The 21,513-nt window shown below is 59.2% G+C and carries 13 protein-coding genes; 4 read left to right on the top strand and 9 right to left on the bottom strand.

Annotated elements, in window-relative coordinates; genetic code table 11:
• Window positions 1-34 precede the first annotated feature (34 nt).
• Entirely contained in the window at window positions 35-1,603 is a 1,569-nt protein-coding gene (locus KIT79_04515) for a VCBS repeat-containing protein (protein ID MCW5828563.1), read from the top strand.
• Between the two features lie 6 nt (window positions 1,604-1,609).
• On the opposite strand, the gene KIT79_04510 is transcribed toward KIT79_04515, so the two are convergent.
• Window positions 1,610-2,362: a ZIP family metal transporter gene (locus KIT79_04510; GenBank protein MCW5828562.1), complete on the bottom strand. Its 753-nt coding sequence runs from the start codon at window positions 2,360-2,362 to the stop codon at window positions 1,610-1,612.
• A gap of 241 nt (window positions 2,363-2,603) precedes the next feature.
• Between KIT79_04510 and KIT79_04505 the strand changes: the two genes are divergently transcribed.
• Window positions 2,604-3,743 carry a GTP-binding protein gene (locus KIT79_04505; GenBank protein ID MCW5828561.1) on the top strand — a complete coding sequence of 380 codons (1,140 nt, stop codon included), beginning with the start codon at window positions 2,604-2,606 and terminating at the stop codon, window positions 3,741-3,743.
• A 10-nt stretch (window positions 3,744-3,753) separates the two neighbouring features.
• On the opposite strand, the gene KIT79_04500 is transcribed toward KIT79_04505, so the two are convergent.
• Both KIT79_04500 and KIT79_04495 read right to left on the bottom strand, forming a co-directional pair.
• Window positions 3,754-5,145 carry an amidase gene (locus KIT79_04500; protein ID MCW5828560.1) on the bottom strand — a complete coding sequence of 464 codons (1,392 nt, stop codon included), beginning with the start codon at window positions 5,143-5,145 and terminating at the stop codon, window positions 3,754-3,756.
• Window positions 5,142-5,387 (bottom strand): hypothetical protein, encoded by a 246-nt coding sequence (locus KIT79_04495; protein ID MCW5828559.1) that lies wholly within the window; start codon window positions 5,385-5,387, stop codon window positions 5,142-5,144. Before KIT79_04495 ends, KIT79_04500 begins: the two co-directional genes overlap by 4 nt.
• Window positions 5,388-5,615: 228 nt before the next feature.
• On the opposite strand from KIT79_04495, the gene KIT79_04490 reads away from it, so the two are divergent.
• Window positions 5,616-9,239 carry a zinc-ribbon domain-containing protein gene (locus tag KIT79_04490; GenBank protein MCW5828558.1) on the top strand — a complete coding sequence of 1,208 codons (3,624 nt, stop codon included), beginning with the start codon at window positions 5,616-5,618 and terminating at the stop codon, window positions 9,237-9,239.
• Window positions 9,240-9,345: 106 nt separating this feature from the next.
• Window positions 9,346-11,589: a zinc-ribbon domain-containing protein gene (locus KIT79_04485; GenBank protein MCW5828557.1), complete on the top strand. Its 2,244-nt coding sequence runs from the start codon at window positions 9,346-9,348 to the stop codon at window positions 11,587-11,589.
• 5 nt (window positions 11,590-11,594) lie between these two features.
• Here KIT79_04485 and KIT79_04480 read toward each other — a convergent pair whose 3' ends face one another.
• The 6 genes from KIT79_04480 to KIT79_04455 all read right to left on the bottom strand — a co-directional run bounded on the left by KIT79_04480 (window position 11,595) and on the right by KIT79_04455 (window position 21,512).
• Window positions 11,595-11,831, bottom strand: a complete 237-nt coding sequence (locus tag KIT79_04480) for a hypothetical protein (protein ID MCW5828556.1) — start codon at window positions 11,829-11,831, stop codon at window positions 11,595-11,597.
• A gap of 36 nt (window positions 11,832-11,867) precedes the next feature.
• Window positions 11,868-14,420, bottom strand: a complete 2,553-nt coding sequence (locus KIT79_04475) for a bile acid:sodium symporter (GenBank protein MCW5828555.1) — start codon at window positions 14,418-14,420, stop codon at window positions 11,868-11,870.
• Window positions 14,421-14,445: 25 nt separating this feature from the next.
• Window positions 14,446-16,020 (bottom strand): bifunctional phosphoribosylaminoimidazolecarboxamide formyltransferase/IMP cyclohydrolase, encoded by a 1,575-nt coding sequence (gene purH, locus KIT79_04470; protein MCW5828554.1) that lies wholly within the window; start codon window positions 16,018-16,020, stop codon window positions 14,446-14,448.
• 104 nt (window positions 16,021-16,124) lie between these two features.
• Window positions 16,125-18,026, bottom strand: a complete 1,902-nt coding sequence (locus KIT79_04465) for a hypothetical protein (protein MCW5828553.1) — start codon at window positions 18,024-18,026, stop codon at window positions 16,125-16,127.
• An 89-nt stretch (window positions 18,027-18,115) separates the two neighbouring features.
• Complete coding sequence (locus KIT79_04460; GenBank protein ID MCW5828552.1) at window positions 18,116-20,401, bottom strand: tetratricopeptide repeat protein; 2,286 nt, start codon at window positions 20,399-20,401, stop codon at window positions 18,116-18,118.
• A 7-nt stretch (window positions 20,402-20,408) separates the two neighbouring features.
• Complete coding sequence (locus KIT79_04455) at window positions 20,409-21,512, bottom strand: methyltransferase domain-containing protein (protein MCW5828551.1); 1,104 nt, start codon at window positions 21,510-21,512, stop codon at window positions 20,409-20,411.
• Window position 21,513 lies beyond the last annotated feature (1 nt).

The following is a 21,513-nucleotide window of genomic DNA, read 5'->3' as shown; positions in this document are numbered from 1 at the left end:
CCGTCTTCGTTAGGGGTTGAGGAGGGGACAGATCATGCACCAGGAATCTGGTTTCATTGGCAGGATAGCGGGCGCCGCCCTGTCGCTGGTTATGTTTGCAGGAATTTCGGCAGCGGGAGCGGCGGATCTCTCCCATCAGCAGCACGTGCTGACTACGGGCGATCTGGTAAGGAGTGTCCGGTGGGCCGACTTCAACGGGGATGGCCTTCTCGATATTGTGGCAATGCGGACAAGGCTGGATGAAACCACCCGCACTGTGGAAAAATACTTCGACCTGTTTCTCCAGACCCGTGATGGATTCCCGAAGACCCCAGACCAGAGCGTGCGGGCTTCTGACCGTGCCGTGGTGTACGACGTGGGCAATTTCGACCCGGCGACGCCAGGCCCGGATATCGGTTTCATTTCGTCGGAAGGGGTCTTCGCCTATTCGTTCTCTGATGGGCGGCTATCGGATGAGCCACAGCGGATCATCACCGTCCGCAGCGTGTTCACGGCTCCTGACCGGACGTCAATTCTTTCCCGTGAGCTGCTCAGGGACTATACGGGCGATGGAACCGCCGAACTGATGGTGCCTGATGCCGACCAGTGGTACCTGTTCAAGCTGATGCCAGTGCAGAACGGGGCCCCTGGCGCCCATGAATGGCGGATCCACCAGATATTCCCGGTTCCCCTGGATACGGAACTGTCATCGATCTGGGAGGGGAACATCCTGTTCGCCCGTCTGGAATTCGGGTCGTCGAGAGTGGTCCAGCTGCTTCCGCAGTTGTTCCTTGCCGATTTCGATGGAGACCGTCGCAAGGACTTGTGGGTGGCCCGTGACGACCGGCTTCTTGTCTTCCGGGCGACGGAGGACGGCAACTTTGATCCTGCGCCCGAGATGTGGGATTTCGCCCGGTTCGGTTTACGGGAGCTGATGCGGCACGGACATATCGCCCCGCTTACCCGCTTTGAAGTGGGCGACATAGACGGGGATGGGCACTCTGATGTGGTGATTTCCAAGGTTTCGATCAACGACCTGTCGAGCCTGAAACTGCTGTCGGAGATCTACGTTTACCGCAACCGGGGCGGGAAATTCCCGGCCAGCCCGGACCAGACATTTCACGTGAAGAATTTTACTGAACAGCCGCGCCTTATTGATACCAATGCTGATGGGAAGCTTGACCTTGTGTATCAGGAGATACCTTTCAGCATCTGGCAGGCGATCCGTATCAAGCTGTTCGGGCGGATCTCGGTTGACTATCACGCTCATCACTCGAAGGACGGGATTTTCAGTGATGACCCGGATGAATGCGAAACGATCCCGTTCAAGTTCGATCTTTCCCATCAGGGCTCCGGCCTGCTCACGTCCTATCTGCTTGACGGGGATTTCAACGGGGATGGCCGACCGGATCTGCTTCAGTCTGAGGGCCCCGGCAGTTACCGTATCTGCCTGACCACGGCGAACAAGGGCTGGGCCAGTGACTGCGGACGGATCAAGGTCCCCAAGGCGTCCTTCTTCACTTTTGCCGTTGACCTGAACGGTGACCAGACAGATGATCTTGTGGTCCGGTATGGCGGTGAAGACGCCCACGACGGGACGGTCCGGGTTCTGCTCAGCAAATAGCGGAAATCAGTGGTGGTGTCCTTCGCCGCCGTGAAGACCGGCGAGGAGCACGGCGAGGACAGCCCCGGCGAGGGCCGCAGCATACAGAGCCAGCCGGTCCCGCTTGTTGTGCTCTACTGCGGGCAGCAGGTGATGGGTGGAAAGATAGATCAGCGCTCCACCCACGGCAGCCTCGAACCAGGCGATATTCCCCGCAAGATGTGAGAATGGACCGCCATTGGCCGCCAATGCCCCGGCAGGGATGGTGAATGATGTGACGGCGATGACTCCGAGCATGGGGCCCGTAGCCATTCCTGCCAGCCGGAGCAGTGTTACCAGAGCCAGCATCATGGCGGGTGCATGGGCGGCTAAACCTAAAAGCGCCGTAAGTGCCCAGCCCTCGTGGTGCTCGAAGGCGGCGAGGGCAAGCCCGTCAATAAAGCCATGAAGAATCAGGACCAGCGAGGCCAGAACGGACAACCCCGTTGCGGGCTCGTGCTCGCCGTGCTTGTGTACGTCGTCCACATGTTCATGCCGCCCGACCAGATGTTCCAGTGCCCAGAGCGCGAAAAAACCGGCCAGAACAGCCAGACCGGACCCGCCGCCGGTATGCAGCGCGCTTTCCGGCAGCAGATGGACGAGACTCATGGCCAGCAGGGTTCCGGCTGAAAAGGAGACAAGAAACCGGAGTGTCCGCTCCCTGGCGGGAAGCCGTATAAAAGCAGCTCCGGAAACCAGATGGACGATGGCGAGGATTGCGGCAGCAGTGAGCAGGTTCATAGAGCCCTTCTGGTGACCAGCCGCCCCTCGCACGAAGGTGGCCGGACCTGTTCATACGCCGTAACCAGAGCAGCTTGCAACGGCTTTAATAGCAAAATATTGCTTTAATAGTGGTGCCTCTGCTGCGAGGCACCCCTTTTCAGGTCTGCTAGTCGTGGCCAGACTCTTGACCCGTCCATGCCGGACGGTGAATAGGAACCGGGCGCTTCAGCTTAACCGGCGCCACCTTTGAGGATTATCCATGCCGAAACTCGCTACCGAAACCGTTCCTGTTACCGTGCTTGCCGGATTTCTCGGTGCCGGAAAGACGACACTCCTCAATCATATTCTCAAGAATAACGATGGTCTCCGCATAGCCCTGATTGTCAATGAATTCGGCGAAGTAGGCATCGATAACGATCTCATCGTTGGTGCCGATGAAGAGATCGTCGAGCTGAATAACGGCTGCCTGTGCTGTTCGGTTCGGGGGGATCTGCTCAAGGGGATCAAGAAACTGATGAAGGGGCGCCAGAAGTTTGACTATCTTGTGATCGAGACGACCGGTCTTGCCAACCCTGCCCCTGTGGCACAGACCTTTTTTATGCCGGAGATGGAGAAGCTGACCCGCCTTGATTCGATCATCACGGTAGTTGATGGCGAGAATTTCCGCCGCAACCTGGAGAACAGCCAAACAGCCGCCGAGCAGATCGGTTTTGCTGATATTGTGCTTCTGAACAAGATGGATCTGGTTTCCGAAGACCAGACCAAGGCGATTGAGGCAGATATTCTCAAGCTGAACCCTTATGCACGTATCCTGAAGTCGAAGCACGCTGACGTGGACCTGCGTCTCTTGCTGGATGTCGGGGCCTTTTCACTGGATCGCAAGCTGGAGGACGCCCCGGATTTTCTGGATGGTTTGGACACTCATCCCGACGGACAGGACCACGAACATCACCATCATCACCATGAAGATGGAAGCGAGTGTGGCGGGGAATCCGCATGCGATCATCCGGAACATCAGCACCATGATCATGGACACAAGCACGATGAGGAATGCCATGATCCGCACTGTGATCACCCCGGACACGACCACAAGCACCAGCATCATGATACCGACGTCAATTCGGTCAGCTTCGTTTTCCACGACCCGATCGAGCCGGAAAAGTTCGAGGCGTTTCTTGAGCGGATTTCTGAAAAGCTGTTTCTCTTCCGCTGCAAGGGGATTCTGAACTTCAAGGGTTCACCCAAGCGGGTGGTTTTCCATGGCGTCGGTAACCGTTTTACGGCCAACTATGACCGGCCATGGGGCAAGGAAGCGCCCTCGTCGAAGATTGTTTTCATCGGCAAAAATCTGGACCGTCACGCCATCAAGCACGATCTCGATTCGTGCCTGACCCACTAGGCTGGCCCTGTCAGTTCCACGGCGGTAGCCAGCCTGGTGGTGGCGGACAGCGGTCGGCAAGCACTTTTTCAGTATAGAGCGCCGCCGACAGGAGGCGAATCTCTTCATTCGGGGGTGCAACCAGTTGCAGCCCAACGGGAAGACCGTTGGCATCGGTTCCCGCCGGAAGTGTCAGGGCCGGTAGTCCAGTGAGGTTATAGGGCAAGCTGAATCGGCTCAGTGCCTGGACAAGATCCGGATCGGTTTCACCGCGCCGGAGCGCCTTGGCATGAATAAACGCAGCAGTGCGGGCTGTCATCGGTGTGATGATGATGTCCGCCTTCTGGAATGCAGCAGCATGCTCGGCGCAGACCAGGGTCCTGATCCTCTGGGCGCGCAGGTATTCGTGGGCAGCAAGCTTGCGCGCTCCAGCTGTGAACAGCCGGACGTCCCCGCCAAACTCGTTCCGGTGCTCTTCCCAGTCGGTTTCGAGAATTGAGGCCGCTTCACCACCCATCGTTACGACTCCTGCCGCATGCATTGCCAATGCCGAAGGAATCTGGACGCGGACGGTTTTCACGCCGGCTTTCTCAAGCAGCTGCAGGGCCACTTCGACCGAATTCGACACGTCCGGGGCGCAGGTTTCCGTGCAATACCCGTCGATGATCCCGGCCGTGAAAGGGCGGGCCGAATCGGGCATGGTGTTCAGTGCGGGAGTGGCGATGATTTCAAACAGCTCTATGGCATCCTGGACGGTCCGCGTCATCGGCCCGGCATGGTCCATTGTGTATGTCAGCGCCCCGATTCCGTCCATCGGAATCCGGCCGAACGTGGCCTTGAGTCCAGTAAGGCCGCACAGGGCCGACGGAATCCGGACCGATCCTCCCGCATCAGTTCCAATGGCCCCCGGGACAAGACCTGCTGCTACGGCGGCTGCTGAACCGCTGGAGGATCCTCCGGTGATCCGCCTGCGGTCATAGGGATTACGTGCGGTCATGCCGTGGGGGTTGATTCCGGTTGCGCCGAATCCAAACTCGTGCATGTGCGTCTTGCCAAGGATAATGGCGCCAGCCGCTTTTAGTCTGCGAACCAGTTCGCTGTCCCTGGGCTCAGGTGTTTTTCCGAGAAACCGCGTGCCGACCGGAGTGGAAAGTCCCGCTACATTCACGGCATCCTTCACGGCCAGAGGTATGCCATCGAGGGGAGAGAGCGGCTTTCCCGATTTCCAGCGGCCGGATGACGCCTGGGCTTCCTGGCGTGCCTGGCTTTCCCTCAGGGCAAGAAAGGCATTAAGCGGAATTTCATGATCCCGGTCGGCGGCGATCCGTCCCAGGAACCGGTCAACGACCGTTTCCGGTGTTTCCCGGCCGTCCCGGTACCGATCGCGAAGCCCGGCAAAAAGCGGTTGACTGGGGATGGTCATTTGGGCTCCGAGCATCCGGGGTTGCTGTCCGGTTCCGCATAAAAGGCACTGGGCTGAAATTGCGCGGGGAGCCCGGCGACGCCAAGTTTGATGGTATTCATTATCGGGATTCCAAGGGACTTTTTCAGCTCGGTAATGGCGAGTTCCGATGCTACCGGCGTGGAGAGTACTCGGGCGAGGATGTCCAGCACCCATCCACGGAAAACCGGAGTTGATGAACTTTTGTGTGTTGATTCAGCCATAGTGAAAGACCGGCCTTTCGATGAAATCAGCGGGGAGTTCGGAAATGTAGCAGAGATTTTCAGCAGGGTTACGAAGGCGCCCTTGGGCTGTCCACCCTCGGCCAGAATGCAAAATGAAACAGCCGGATGGAAGCCTTTGTTATTGTTGACCTTTTCCTTGCGCCGTTTGCGTCTGGCATGTTAGGGATTTCGTGTAGTTTCGCCAGTTTACCCGGTTAAGGAGCACCGATGAAGATCGTCTGCCAGTCCTGCAATGCGGCTTTCAATATCGACGATGCCAAGATCCCCAAGGGCAAGAAGGTCGGCGTCAAATGCAAAAGCTGCGGTGCAGTGATCGTGATCCTGCCGGATGGTTCCCAGGAAGGAGCTGCGGCTCCCCAGGCTGAAGCGGCTCCACCGCCAAAACCGGCACCCGCTCCGAAGCCAGCCGCTCCACCACCCGTGGCCGCAGAAACCGAAGATCCTTTTGGCGGAGGTGATGATCCGTTCGCCGGGCTTTCCGAGGACAAACTGGAGGTCGAGGGGTCGGTTTCTCCGCCCGATGATTTCAATTTCACTGCCGAGGAGGAAGTGCCGCCTGAGCCAGTTGCGCCGCCCCCTCCAAAACCCAAGAAAACTGCCGCCGGTGCGGGTGCGGCAAATGACCCATTCGCCGATCATGCTCCCGAGGATCCGTTTGCAACGGAAGAACCAGAAGAATCCATTGGCGGAGGCGCGTTCGCTGGTGCGTCCGAAATAGATACAGGCGGTGGAGCGGTTCGTGATTCGGACGGGAACTTTTCGTTTGATGATGGCGGCGGTGGCGATGCCCTGGACGAACTGGATGCACTGGATCGCCAGGTTGAGCAGGAGATCAAGAAAGGCCGTGCCGCTCCGGCGGCCGGCACGGCTACCATCGGATTCGACGATGACGCCTTTACCGACACGGTTGCGGTGGCCGCCGGCCAGTACAAGGTCAAGAATGCCAAGGACCAGCTCGCAGGGCCTTTCCCGATAGGCAAGATCAAGGATCTGCTCAAGAGCAAGAAGATCGGAGTCAAGGACGAGATTTCCCGTGACGAAGGCCCGTGGCTTCCGGTGCGCATTCTCCTGGAAATCCCCAATATCGAAAATACCGATCTGGAAAAGTTTCTTGCTACGGCCAGTGCCGAGGCAGCGGGAGCTGGCGGTTTCAATTTCGATGCCGATGCCATTGGCGCGACGGGCTTGGGCGGCGGAGGGATGGCAGGCAATATCAGCCTGATCATAAAGGTCGCTGTTGGAGTCGTCGTTCTTGCCATTGCCGCAGGCGGAGCATTCTGGTGGTACCAGATGCGCGAAGTGGACTTTTCCCAGCTGAATACAGCCAAGCTTCGGGAACTGGTCAGCAGCCGCCAGTCAGTAACGTCATCGCGGGAAGCCGTTTCCCGTCAGTCCCAGCAGAAGGCAGAGGCAATTGTCAGCGCGCTGCTGGTCGAACAGTTCCCCGAGGCCGAAAAGGAACTCAAGACGGCGATCCAGAAGAACCCATCGAATTTTCAGGCGGCAGCCCTTCTGGCGAGACTCTATGCCTTCTGGGCTGAAATGCTCGGTGAACGAACGAAGCTGGCGGATGGTCAGGCGATGGCCGAGGCGGTGAAGGGCGTCGATGCCACCGCCGAGCATACGCTGATTGCCTTTGCCCATGTACTTCGCGTCGCAGGCAAGACAGATGAGGCGATAGCAGTCGCACAGAATGCCGCCACCGTCGCTGCCGGGTCGGCTGACGCTCAGGTAGCTCTGGCGTATGCACTGCTGGGGAAACCGGACCAGTTTGCCGCCGCACAGGCAGCCCTGGACAAGGCGTTTGCCGTGGGAGGAGAACACCAGCTTGCTCTCATCGTTCAGGCACGGCTGCACGAACTTCAGAAAGATTATACGCAGGCCTCGGAAGGATACGACAAGGCCATTTCGGCCCGGCCAAACGCGGTCTATCCGCGTCTGATGAAAGCGCAATTCATTTTGCGCCGGATGCCCGATCAGAGCCGGCAGGCTGTCGAGCTGCTTGATGCCGTGGAAAAAATACCTCTCGCCGCCGTCAAGCCATTCCGCGCCCGGGTATTGGTGGTTCGGGCCGCCCTGTTAATGGCCGATGGCCAGGCAGGTTCAGCGCTCGCCAAGGCGCGGGAGGCCGATCAGGTGTTCCCGTCGGCGGAATCAAAAACAATCGTTGGAGATGCGTTATTTGCCGCTGGGCAGGTTTCGGACGCCCTGATCAGCTATGCAGAGGCCATCAAGGTTGACCGGACTTATCAGGCCGCTCATCAGCGGATTGGACGGGCGCACCTCGCCATCGGTGAAAACGACAAGGGTGAGGCAGCCCTGAAAGAGGCGATTCGTCTGGATCCGGGAGACCTTTCGGCGCGAGTGCTGCTCGGGCAGGCATATGCCCGTTCCGGGCGTGTCGAATTGGCCCAGATCGAGTATGAGGCTGTAATCGGCATCGATCCACAGAATGCCGACGCCTATGTCTCGCTGGGCCAGCTTCAGCTCACGCAGGGACGTACGCAGGACGCACTTGCTTCCTTCGATCGTGCCATTGAGCTTGATCCCCAGAACCCCGAGACGTTCGTTGCCATCGGCCGCACCTATTGGGAGCTGGGCGAAAGCAGCAACGCCATTTCCAGGACGCGGCAGGCGGTGGAGCTTGCTCCCCTCCGCATTGCTACCCATCAGCAGCTTGCCAAGTTCCTGTGGGAAATAGGCGACTACGCCGCCGCGCTTTCAGCATACGATCAGGCGGTCCAGCTGCTCAAGGCCGACGACCAGAATTCCCAGCTCTATGTGGAGCGGGCGATCGTGAAGTTCTATCTCGGCCGTTACGAAGAGGCGGTAGCTGACCTGAATCAGGCACTGGCCATCCGCAAATCGGAACCCCAGGTTTATTTCTGGATTGCCCGTTCCCGGCTGGCTCAGGCGGAAACGCTGGTGGCACAGGCCAAGGCCATCCCGGTTCCGGAAGCCGATGCCCTGTTCCAGGCGGCAAACGGCGAGTTTTCGAAGGCCGACTACTATGCCCGGGAGAATCCGATCATTGCCTACTGGTGGGGGCGTGCGTGGGCCGGACTTCGCCAGTATGCTCAGGCGAATCAGCAGCTTGATGTATCCATCCGCAAGGCTCAGGCCAATGAATCCCAGGGATGGTCACCATTTATCGACCCTGATATCGCCAAAGCCCGGATTCTGACCCGCCAGGAAAAATGGCGTGAAGCCCATGCCATGTACGAGCAGCTTCTTCCAAAGCTTGCACAGGAAGAGGAGCGAATCCGTACACTGAAGAAATACGCCATTGTTCCCGAGACGGCCCCGCTTGCAGAGCAGTTTCTGGACTGGCACCCGCGTCGCTGGCCGAAATGGGAAGCGGACCGGCTGCAGCTTCTGGGCGAAATCCAGATTGAGGCGCTTCAGGTCATGGGGTACGTGGAAAGGGACGAGCTTGACCGCCCAGCCCAGTCGGATGCGACGCTGAAACGGTTACTGTCGATCAGACCGGCAATTCCCAAGGCGCACTTGTACCGGTGTCTGATCGCCATGGACAAGCAGGACTATGTTGGCGGCGAAGGCCACTGCCGGCAGGCTATCCGGTATGATTCGAACCTGGGTGAGGCCCATGTCCAGATTGGCTATTCGTTGCTTTATGAGAAGAATGATTCACGTGGTGCCGTAGCGAGCTGGAGCAGGGCACTCGCCAAAACCGCGCAGCTCAGCGACAAACGGAAAATGGACGTGATCGGAGCCATTCGCGGGCAGGGGCTGGGAGAGGATGAGATCCGCCGGATTCTCGTCGGCCATAAGTACCAGCCAGCCGAAATGGCCCAGCTCGGCGTCAGGTAACGGGATTTGGTATTCAGGCGGGCGGGCGCTAAAAAGGCGTCTACTCAGGGGTTTGCGGACGGCTAGCAGGCTGGTTGTCCGTGTGAGACGAGGGAGTAGTTGGCCAATGGCGATGCGGGTGAAATGTCCGAAATGCAGCGCCCAGTACAATCTGGACCCGCAGAAACTTTCTCCACAGGGAACGAAAGTCCGTTGCAGCAGCTGCTCCAATGTTTTTGTGGTCAAGCGCAAGGCAGTTGATGGCGAAGCATCAGCCCCGCCTCCAGCAAAGACTGTACCCGCGGCAAAGCCGTCCACTCCCCGATCCGATGATGATCCGATTCATGGCGGTGCAAAATCGGCTCCGATGAGCAGTTCAATGGTCGATGAGCAGCCAATTCCGATGGCGGACAGTGCCTCCAGCGAGTCACCCCAAAACTCTGGGGGGGGCAAGGCACCCATATATTCGGAGACGCTGAATGATCTGGTAAAAGTGCCGCCACAGCCAAAGCCTGCCGCTCCGGCAACCCCACCCCCGGCCAAGCCATCACCAGCTCCGGCGGCTCCAGCCGCTGCCAAGACGGCCGTCGCTGCACCTGTAAAAGATTCCGGTGCCAAATGGCGCGTCAAGAAGCAGGGTCTTGGCCTGATATACGGTCCTGCGGATCTGAATACAGTCCAGTCCTGGATATCCAATGAGCGGATTGGGGCACGCGACACCTATTCTCGCGACGGCTCGGACTGGGCTCCGCCACAGAAATTCATAGAAATTGCTCCGCTGCTGGGTCTTGCTCCGGATCCGGATGCAGTTACGCCGGTTTCCAAGCCACCGGCTCCGGCTCCGGCTTCAGCTCCAGAACCTGTGCCTGAAAACATCAGGCTGTCGCCACCCGCACAGCAGTCTCCACGTAAGCCGGCAACGCTGGGCTTTGAGCTCGACAGTCTCGACGAAGAGGCCCCATCTGCGCCAAAGGGCGGGAGCCTTGTGCTGACGGCAGCGATTGGCCTGGTATTGCTGGTTCTGGCGGCTGGCGGCGTGTTTTATGCCGTGGTGCTTCCCAAGGATGATCTTCTGGATCGCTTTTTCGCCGGCCCGGCCCGGCCGGTGCTTGAACCGGTTGTTGCCATTCTGAAACCGGAATACCAGCCGCCGGATATGCGGGATGCCGAGCGCATCGCCCGGCAACAGGCACTGCTTCAGCAGCAGTTGCGGGCCAGCCAGGCCGAGCGGGCCCAGCGGCCGTACGCTGAGAACTATGTTCCCAGACTGGAAGGCGACAATCCCTATCTTCAGCCGGTGTCGGAAGCGCTCATGGCGATGCTTCCCGATACTCCTGACGCATATGCCGCGGCACTTGCCGTACTGGATCCGCTGACAGGTACGGAAGACACGCCACGCGAAATCACGGCACTGGTGAAGATGATACAGGCGTTTTCCGCCCTTTCCCAGGGTGACAGTTCCTATGCGGATAGCGCCCTGACGGCAGTAGAAAACCTGGCGCAGATCACCTCCGCCCCGCTGGCCAGCCGGAATGCAGTTGTGACTGGATTGCTGCTTGCCCGGAGATTTACCGAGGCCCAGAAAATCGCAGGTGAAGAAGGTGCGCGGAGTCCCAACGATCCATTTGTCCACTACCTTCAGGGGCTGGCCAAACTGTCGGATCCGGCTGGGATGGACCACTATTTGAAGGCGATTGAGCTGGAGCCACGCTTTGCTGCGGCCCGTGCGGAACTGGCGAACCGTTACACGGCAGCTGGACAGGATCTTGAGGCTGCAGAAGTGCAGGTGCGCGAAACACTGGCTATCAGTCCCTCCCATGTCCGTGCCCGTGCCGTTGGACAGAAACTGTTACTGAGGGATTTGCCACCTGATCCCGCCGCTCAGAAAGAGCCTCCGAAACTTTCGGACAGGGAGGTCCAGGATCTCTTTATTTCCACCGAACAGCTCGTCAAGGACCAGAAATATGCCGAAGCGACGGCCAATCTTGAACTGCTGATGACAGTCTACCGTGGGCAGCTTAGCCCCACGCTTCGCAGCCAGGCCCATTTCTACCGGGGGGAAATGTTCCGTCTCACAGGTGACCTGAAAGCGGCAGTTGCCCAGTACGATACGGCACTGATCGAAAATCCACGAGAGACCAGGGCACGGAAGGCGATCGAGAAAATACGCGAAGGGACCAGGTCCGGAAGCCAGCAGGCCGAAACTCCTGCCTCGGAGCCGGCTCCGCCAGTACCAGCACCGGCTCCGGCAGCGCCGCCGCCCCCTCCGGCAGAACCGGCTTTGCCCCCTCCACCTCCACCCGAACCGGTTCGTCCCGCCGAACCGGGCATACCCCCGCCTGCGACCGACTTGCCACCTCTACCGGAATAGAATCTTCAGGGATCCAGATCAGGATTTTCCGAGGTTTCAACACCGTAGCGAAGTATTTTCCTCGCGCAACGCAGGCAATAGGTCATGAACTCGCTGTCGGAAATGATCTCCACGTACTGCTCACACCAGTCGCAATCCGGATTCTCACATATCTTGTAAACCTTCGCCCCATGCTTCCGGAATTCGAGGATCCGCCGCTTGGGCATGTCAACCAGATGGTATTCGTGAATGATCTTGGGCATGACATTACGAAGGAAAGTGCGGTGCGGCTGGATAAGTCAGTGGCCGGATGAACCTCGGCGGCCGGGGCGCCGCCGGTTGCTGCTACGCTTTTTCTGGCGGGGCATGTTCAGGAATTCATCAATGGTTTGCGGCTGTTCGCCGCGGGCCAGCGCATCGATTGTATAGAGCGGATAGCACTGCTGCATCCGCTGGGGACTCGTGACGAGCCGGGCATTCATGCGTCCGGTACCAAGGCCCCGGCGGAGAAGCATGAAATTCAGATAGATATTCACAGCCGGGATGCCGAGCCGGCGTGGTACGGCCAGCCGCCGGTTGATCTCCCCAATTCGTTCTCCGGCCTGCGTTAGCACACCGGGCAGCCGCCCTACATCGAAATCGGGGCTGGATATGGCATCTACGAGATCGTCATTATAGGGAGCCACGGCGACAGTATAGGCGAGTTCCTCAGGGAGCTCGCCGCGCTGGTAACACTGATCGGCCACTTCAAACCGCCGCCAGGCCCGCTTCTGGTGATCGTTTTCTCCGGGACAGGGGCCAAGGGCATCGGCCAGCGGCGGAAGAATATCGCGCAGAAGCCCTGTTTTCTCAAGCAGTGTCAGCGAGGCGTGTGAGCTTCCCCGGGAAAGCTCGCGCAGGAACTCCTCCAGCACGCGGGCCCTTGAGCAGTTCTTGATCTGCTCGTGGTGAATCTTGATTGCCTCCCATGTGTTGTCCTCTATCCGGAACCCGACACGCGCCGCATGGCGGATGGCGCGGATCATCCGGACAGGATCTTCAAGAAACCGGACATTCGGATCTCCAATGGTACGGATAAGACGATGTCTGAGATCATCGAGACCGCCTACGTAATCAATCACGCAAAACGAATCGATGTCGTAGAAAAGGCCGTTTATGGAAAGATCGCGCCGGAATGCATCCTCTTCAGCGGTGCCAAAGACGTTATCGTCCCACTGTAGATGCGGGTTCTCGCCTGTTTCCCTGTGCGGCAACGGGGGGCGCGGCCGCCGCTCCTGAACTCCCGTAGAATGATCCTCAACATTGCTTTCGTCCTCAGTATCGTCATCTTCTTCGTCTGCATGGGCGGCTTCCGCCACGATTCTGAGCGCATCCGTTTCGGTCGGCTCATCATCCAGGTCATCGCCAATCGGAGCTGAAGCCATGGCATTGTCATGCATGAATTCGTCGGCTTCGTTTCCGGCAAATTCCTCGGCAACCTGCTGCTCGTCATCGCCTTGACCGGGTTTGGGGGTAGCGCGGAATGTGGCGACCTCGATCACTGTGTCCCGGCCGAACCGGACATGGACTACCCGGAAACGGCGGCCGATTACCCGTGCATTCCGGAACAGCCGGGCCACTTGCCGGGGGGAAGCGTCAGTGGCAACGTCGAAATCCTTGGGCTTGCGGCCAAGTAGAAGATCCCTCACCGATCCACCGACGAGAAACGCCCGGTACCCTTCTGATCTCAGCCGGTAAAGGACTTTCTGGGCCTCTGGCGAGATCGACTTGCGTGAAACCGGATGCTCGCTCCGCTCCAGAATTACAGGATTTCCCGGCAAGTTGATGGGCCGGCGTGGGCCAGCCGGCTGGGCCGTGGATCCATTGTCATCCTCAGTGTTATCGCTCATTCGAACAGGTTTCTCCTGGGCAGTGGCCGCCAGTTCTGCAATCTGCCGGTCAGCTGCGGCTTCCCGGCGGAAGGGGGAGAGCAGTGATCCGGTGATAACGCACCAGACAGTATAAAACGACCCGGCCAGAGCCGCCTCAGGAGAGATATACCGGCTCGCCAGCACAGTGGAAAGCCCCGCGTTCTGCATGCCGATCTCAATGGCCACGGTCAGCCGCCGCCTGCGGTCAAGCCCACCCAGACGAGCTCCCAGATAGCCCAGGAGATATCCCGTTCCGTTTACCAGGATGACTGCAAGGATCACCATCGCACCAACACTGACAATACGCCCTGCATTCTGCGCGGTGACAATCGCGATGATTCCAGTTATCGAAAAAACGCTGGCAGACGCCAGGACAGGCTCTATCTGTACCACCTGTTCCGTGAAAAAGTACCGAAGGGTGTAGCCAGCCGCGACCGGCAGTACGACTGTCAGAAAAATATCGAACATCATGCTGCCGGTGTCCAGAGATACAGCCGTACCGGAATAGAAGCCGGTCAGCAGTGGCGTCAGGACTGGTGCCAGTGCTGTTGATACAACGGTCATCGCCACGGAAAAGGCCACGTCCCCGCCGGCGAGATAGGTGATCGTGTTGCTGGCCATCGCTCCGGGGACCGCACCGGCCAGAATGAGGCCCAGTTGGTCTATCGGCTCCAGAGGCAGCAGCCGGGAGATGGCAAATGCCGCCAGCGGCATGATGAGAAACTGGAGCGAGACACCGCCAGCCACGGGCCACGGATTCCGCCGGATTTCATTCAGCTCGGATTCGTGCAGCACCATGCCGGTGCAGAACATGGTGGCGATGAACAGGCCACGGAGCAGGGGTGCAGCGGGGAGAACCAGCTCTGGTACGGCAAAAGCGGCTGCAGATCCAAGGATGACCCACAGGGGAAACAGTCTTGAAAAGCCGGCAAACAGTTTCACGTCTGGAGCGCTAGCCGTACCTGCATCAATGGCGGAAATGGCGGAAACCGGTAAATACCATCGCCATGCCTGCCGCATCAGCTGCGCGAATCACCTCGTCGTCGCGAACGCTTCCTCCGGGCTGGATGGCGGCAGTAGCGCCGGCACGAGCGACGGTTTCAAGACCGTCAGGAAACGGGAAAAAGGCATCCGATGCACAGACGACATCCTTCGTCCCTAGCACAGACCGTTCCACTGCAAGCCGGGCCGAATCCACCCGGTTCATCTGGCCAGCGCCAGTCCCGACGAGCTGTCCGTCACGGGCGAGTACGATGGCGTTCGACTTCACGTGCCTGGAGACTTTCCATGCGAAGGCAAGGGCCCGGCGTTCGGCCTCGGAGGGTGGGCGCCTAGTGACTACCTTCCAGTCTGCTTCAGGGGCATCTGCGGTATCCCAGTCCTGGACCAGCATGCCGCCGCTTATCCGCCGGAATTCGTATGAACCGATTCCGGCTGTAGAGGCTGCACCGTCTGGAACCGGCGGAAATGGCACACGGACGAGGCGGAGATTCTTTTTGGCTGAAAGGATCTCCAGCGCCTCAGCGGAAAAATTCGGTGCAACAACGCACTCAAGGAATATCTCGGACATCCGGCGGGCGGCCGGACCATCCACTTCGCGATTCAGGCCCACGATACCCCCGAATGCGCTCACCGGGTCGGCTTCATGGGCCTTGCGGTAGGCTTCGCTCAGTTCGCTGGCGGTGGCGCATCCACAGGGGTTATTGTGCTTGATGATCGACACGGCTGGAGGGATGAACTCACGCACCAGCTCAAGGGCAGCGTGCAGGTCCAGCCAGTTGTTGTAGGAGAGCTCTTTGCCCTGGAGAACCTCACCCGCCGCCAGCGAATAGGGTCCTGGGCTTTTTTCCCGGTATAGGGCGGCCTTCTGGTGTGGATTTTCGCCGTAGCGAAGTTCCCTGACACGAACCAGCGGCACGGTCAGCTGCGAGGGGAAGCGGGTGCTTTCGCCGTCAATTTTTTGCGCCAGCCAGTTGGAAATTGCTGCATCATAGGCGGCCGTATGCTGGTAGGCCTTGACGGCAAGGCGGAACCGGGTTTCCCTGCTGGTCCGGTTTCCGTTCGATTTCAGTTCACGGCACACGATGTCGTAATCGATGGGATCACAGATGACAGTCACGTCTTCGCTGTTTTTGGCGGCCGAGCGGAGCATTGAGGGGCCGCCGATGTCGATGTTCTCGATCGCCTCGTCCAGCGTTGCACCAAGGCGGGCCACTGTTTGTTCGAATGGGTAGAGATTCACGCACACGAGGTCGATGGGCGTGACCCCATTGGCTTTCATCGCATCCGTGTGGGCAGGAACACTCCGGCGACCGAGCAGGCCGCCATGAATCTTCGGATGCAGGGTCTTCACCCGCCCGTCCATCATTTCCGGAAAGCCCGTGTAATCCGACACGTCAGTAACCTTGAGTCCTGCATCACGAAGGGTGCGGGCAGTGCCGCCGGTGGAGAGCAGCTTCCAGCCAAGGCTGTTCAGCTCCCTTGCGAATTCCACCAGTCCCGCCTTGTCTGATACCGACAGCAACGCCAGACGATCCGTCACGACAGTTCATCTCCCCGGCCCGGCATGTGCCTCTGGCGCCAGAAGGAGCACAGGGCAGTCAGGGGCAGCAAGTTCCGGGGAGATAGTGTCGGATGGCCCGGTGGTCAATCGGGCTTTGGACTGTCCTGGCGGCGCCCCGCTTCGCGGGTGCGGTGGGCCTGTTCAATCAATGAACGGACCTGATTGCGGAATGCTTCCAGAGGCGAGCCGACGGCATCGGCTGCAGTGCCGGAAGCTGTCCGGATCTGGTCAATGGGAGCAGCCTCCACGACCAGATCGCCATTCAGGTTCCGGTAAACCGGACGCGCCCCCTGGGACAGCCCGATCACGATCCACCTGCCCGCAGCCCGGCGCAGGAAGAAAAATGCCCGCTCGCCTGAACGGAACCTTGGTGCACCTGAAACCTGGACATCCATGTCCGCCACGCGGCCTCCGGGGACGGCCACCCAGAGTTCCGGCGGCGGAAGACCGGTGAGGACATCGAGTATTTCAATATGGTATTCCGTGCTTACACCACCCTGCGAACCCACACGAACCCGGTCTTCGCTCACGATGCCTTCGACAATCAGTTCGGCGCGGGCAGACATCTGTTCCAATGTCAGCGGAATAACCGAGGAAGCCGCCGCTGGCAGGGTGGCGGCCACGACAAGCGAGGTCGCAAGCAGGGGGTATAAGCGGCGGTAACGCAGTATAACGGCAACAACCAGTACAACCACAAAACCCGCCAGCGGCATTCCGTCGCCAGCGCTGCAACCGCCTCCCCCGCCGCCGCCAGCCTGTCCGTCAGCAGGGATGATTGAGCCAAATACCTTTGAAAGGCCGTTCAAATCCCCTTGGTCGAGTGAACGCTTGGTGTTCTGGCGTCCGAAGGCGGCCCAGAACATCGTGGTTGTGGAGACCTTGTCGATATAGCTGCTGCCGACCGTACGCGGATCCTGTCCGGTATGCCGGCAGGCTGCACGCTGGCTGGCAGTTACATCGTCGCACGGATGGCCAAAACCGATAAGATGCCCCAGCTCGTGGGTAAGGACATTCTGTATGTCAAAGCTGTACAGCTGGGCATCCGGGGTCCCTGGGCCAACATAACAGAGCGGTCCCGGATTGTCTGGAGTAGCGGGGTTGGCAGTCGATGGCACGTTACCATCGTCGGAAACCGAAGATCCCTTCACTACGCAGTTGGCTTCGTTTCCGCGCAGGAAACTGGTGCTCCAGCTATGGGTCTGGTACTCCTTCACAGTTCCGCAGGTTGTACAGATGCGGTGTCCGTTCAGGATGATGTCGGCTTCAACGATCTGGGCAAAATTGAACCCGCCGACGAGCGCCCGGGTCACTGTAAGGGCCAGTGTTGATTCCGGATCAGCTGCGAAATCGGCGACAGCGGCCGCATAGTCGGTTTCCTCGAAAAAGATCTCGTTCCGTCCGTTGCCAAGCGGCTGGATGAAGCCGCTGGCGTCTCTGACAGGTTGGACCGAATCGGGATTGTCAGGGTCGCCGCTAATGTTCCATTTCACAAACAGTGAACAGATCTGGGTTGCGTCCTCGCGGTCACACGGTGTTTGCGATGTGACGCGACCGGCGGAATCCCGTGTGTAACACACGTAGTTCCCGGCCGAACTATACGCCCGGAACAGGCAGCTCGGAGCTTCGACGAGAGGGGAATCGGTATGGGGACTGGTCCCGGTCGTATCGGGCAGAACGGGCGTCCAGCTCTCGGCGGTCAGGGCGAAATTGATCCCCTTGGCTGCCATCGCGTTATTCCAGGCGGCAATAGCGTTGGTAACTGCGGCAACGTAGCTCTCGTTGGTAACATTATCGGAACCGTTGGATGACCAGTAGACCGTTTCGCCATCAGAGAACCAGCGCGAGGGAAATCCGCCCACCATCAGCGGCGCGAATGCGTCGTCGGTTTCCGGATTGAAGGACTGGGCTTGTGCCGGTACGGCAAGCAGCCAGACAGTGAGCGCAAGTAAGGTGAGCAGTACCGGGCGGTGGATAATCGGAGTCATTCAGTAGCCATTGTAGTTGGCCGCTGGCGGCAAGGAACGTGATTCAAATTCCGTTCGCAAAAAACCTTTGTAAAGGGGATGAAGCCTCATTAACGGGGCGGCCGGAACCGCGGCGTAATGTCGATTTCTGCAGTGGTGAGGAGTTTCTGGAACTCGAACCAGGCTTTCTGGTAACGGCTATCGAAATTCTGGGCATTCCGGTAATGAGCTTCGGCCCCCGCGTAGTCCCGCTCCTTCTCCAGCAGCCTGGCAAGTCTGAAATGTGCGTCTGCAAACGTCGGATCTATCTGTATGGCTGTCCGGTAGTAGTCCCTGGCCAGATGTGTACGGTTTCTGGCGTCCAGAATGGTGCCCATCATGAAGTGGGACCGGGGATCATCGGCCGATTCATTGATGACGCCGTACATGAGCCGTTCGGCTTCTTCGGGATCGCCAGCCCGGAGCTTTGCCCTGGCCTGGAGCTTCATCACCTCAACGCGGTTGGGAACTCCGAGCTCAAGCGCCTGTGTGTAGGCATCAAAAGCCTGATCATAATACTTGTGATACTCGGCAGTGAGCCGTTCCTTTTCATTCAGCCAGTCCTTCCGGCTTTTCCACCGGCCGGGGTCGTATTCGCGAATGACTTCGGGATCGATCGCATACATCTCGTAAATCCGGCCCAGCAGGTCATAGCTTGGTCCTCGCTCCGGGTCAGCCCTTACCGCCTCCAGCGCAAAATAGAGCGCTTCGCGGGGCTGGTTCTCCAGCCGGTAAGAGTCGGCGAGATTGTAGAAAGCCTCCGGACGCTTGTATCCCCGGTCGGCCAGATATCTGAGCTCCGTCCGTGCGAGCTGGAGGTAGTGCTCCATGCGCTTGACCGAGCGTTCATCCCAGAGGGTCATCTTGAATGCGACAGAGATAGCCAGCGTCGCCAGGTTGAGCCGGGCACTGTCATTGTTTGGATCGAGCTCGATAGCCCGGGAGAACTCCTCCATGGCCTTTTCGTCCCTGCCGGCATCCAGATAGGCTACCCCCAGGTTGTAGTGAACACGGGACTTTGTACCCGAGACACGGGAAGTGGCTTCCCACAGGGTGAGTGCCGAGTTCCAGTCCCTCATTCGGACTTCGATGCGCCAGATCCACAGGGACAGAACGGCGATGGCAGCGGCTACTGTCCAAACGCGTGCGCGGGTTTCGCCCACATCCCAGAAGAAACGAATCATCTGGAGCACGATCAGGGCGATGAATATGGTCCCGCCGTACATCCGGTTTTCAACCAGAATATCCTGAAGCGGAGTAATGCCAGTCGTTGGCATCAGCGATATGATGGCGCCCATAACGGCGAAGGCGGTGAGGGGAGCCGATTGCCGCCGCCTCCATGCCCACCAGAGAAACAGAAAGAGCCCTGCGGCGGCAACCAGCGAGCGCCAGTTGAGCAGTGAGTGTTCATACACAAAATCGTGGTCGATCGAAAGGCTGATCGGTGCGAGCCACAGCCAGAAATAGTGCCAGTATGCCTTCAGGTTCGTGGCAAGCAGGTGGAAATCGCCCGGCCTGACTTCGAGCGCTTCCGTAACGCCGAGCACGGACAGCCGGAAGGCGGCGAACAGGATGGCCACGATGGCGAATGGGCTCACGAACAGAATCGACTGGCGGAGCGACCGGGCGCGAACATCGGGTTCGTCTGTTGCCGCAATGGTTTGTGGCGTAATGATCCACCGGTCATAGATAAAAAGAATGACCGGAAGAATGACTGCGCTTTCCTTCGAGAGAACCGCTACTCCCGTGCAGAGCACGGCTGCCGCGTAGCGGAAAATGGTCCTGAGAAGACCGGTCTGTCCCGTGGCTTCACGGACAAGCACCCGTTCGATCAATAACCAGGCGATCAGCATGAACATCAGTGAGAGAGAGCTGGACCGGGCGCTGATGTAAATGACGGGTTCGGACTGGACCGGGTGAGCCGCGAAGGTGGCCGCTACAAAGGCGGCTGCGAGTATTGGCGTCCAGGCCGGACTGACGGGGCTAAAGCGGATGCCTTCAAAGCCGCGCCGGACCACGACGAAAACCAGGATCGTGTTGATGGCATGGATGACAAGATTGATTGCCCGGAAACCTTCGGGAGACTGGCCCAGGAGGGACTGGTTCAGGGCCAGTGAAATGAACAAAACCGGCCGGAAGATGTTTTTCGCAAAAACCGTGTCGAGATTGTTGAGAAGATGCAGCCAGCTGTAATGGAGCCAGTAGTCCCACTGCGCCAGGCCTTCATTAGTGATGATGGTGAACTGGTCATCAAAGACCAGCGGCGCGCTGATGGCCGGCAGATAGATCACGACTGAGGCGATGCCCAGCGTGAGCAAGGCCAGCCAGGAGAAGTTCTTGTAAATCCGTTCCTGCATGCGGCGTCTAGGTTGAGGGAAGCCTACCGAAGCTGTTGCCGGGGGACAATCTCCCCCCGTCCAAACCGGGAAGTTTCACCAGGTGGCCGCGCTCAAGGGTTTTCATCGTTTCCGCCAGTTCTGGTGTGGTGCGTATCACCCGCTCGAGCGCCTGCCATTCTGAGAGCCTGCCGTCCGTCCCGCAGGTGACAAACCGGGTCCGGCCCTTTTCGCGCCGGATCTCGCTAACCACACGTCCTGCGGGTTCCGGAAGGACGGCAGCAACAATGTGCGTGAGCGCGAGCCAGGAATACCTCAGCGCATCCTTTCTTAACCCGGCAAGCTGGTCGATCTGGTGATGGTAAGCGGGCTGCAGCCAGTCGCGGGTTTCGTGGCACCAGTCCCGGTCAGTCTCCAGCATCGGGCACGCCTTTTCGTGGGGACAGGGTCCGGCGATCCGCCATGAGAACCCTGATGATGGCCTGAGCAGGTGCGAACGGAGTTCATGCAGATTCCGGGTAGGGGCTTTCAGTGCCGGTTCGACAATGACGGCAACCCCGTCCGGTGCGAGTGTTTGGGAAATCCACTGGCCAAACCGTGCGGCCAGACCGGAAACCGGACCCTCCAGTTCCACCAGCGTATTGGCCATCACCACAATATCAAAGAGACCAGCGGGAGGCTGAACGGACTGGAAATCACCGGGCTGACGGCGGACGGTAAGGTGTCCGCTTTTGATGAGCGGTTCGATGAGCGGACTTTCGTTCCAGCTGGGATTGTTGTCCAGCCAGAGTGCATCCAGCCCAAAATCTGGCAGGGCGAGCGCAATCCCCAGCGTCGCCGATCCCGGACCTGCGCCGATATCCAGGACACGAAGCCGCTTTTGGCTGGGCCAGCCGGGAAGCCGCAAGCGAAGTTCGTCAGCAATGGCACTCAACTTGAGGGCATTCACGGGCCCGTAATAGGCCGCATAGGCCTCAGTCCACAGGACGGCGGGCAGGTGGACGGCGCCGGTCTTGCCAACGTAATGGTCTGATAGGGCCCTGATCGCTGGAGCCAGCCGCCTCGTGGCAGGGGAAAATGTTTGTTCCAGATAAGCGTGATAGCCGGCGGGAAAGGCAAGCTGGCGGGCCATG

The sequence above is a fragment of the Deltaproteobacteria bacterium genome (genome assembly GCA_026129095.1).
GTDB lineage: Bacteria > JAGRBM01 > JAGRBM01 > JAGRBM01 > JAHCIT01 > JAHCIT01.
The sequence above is the reverse complement of the archived record's forward strand: the minus strand, read 5'-3'. Positions and strand labels throughout refer to the sequence as shown.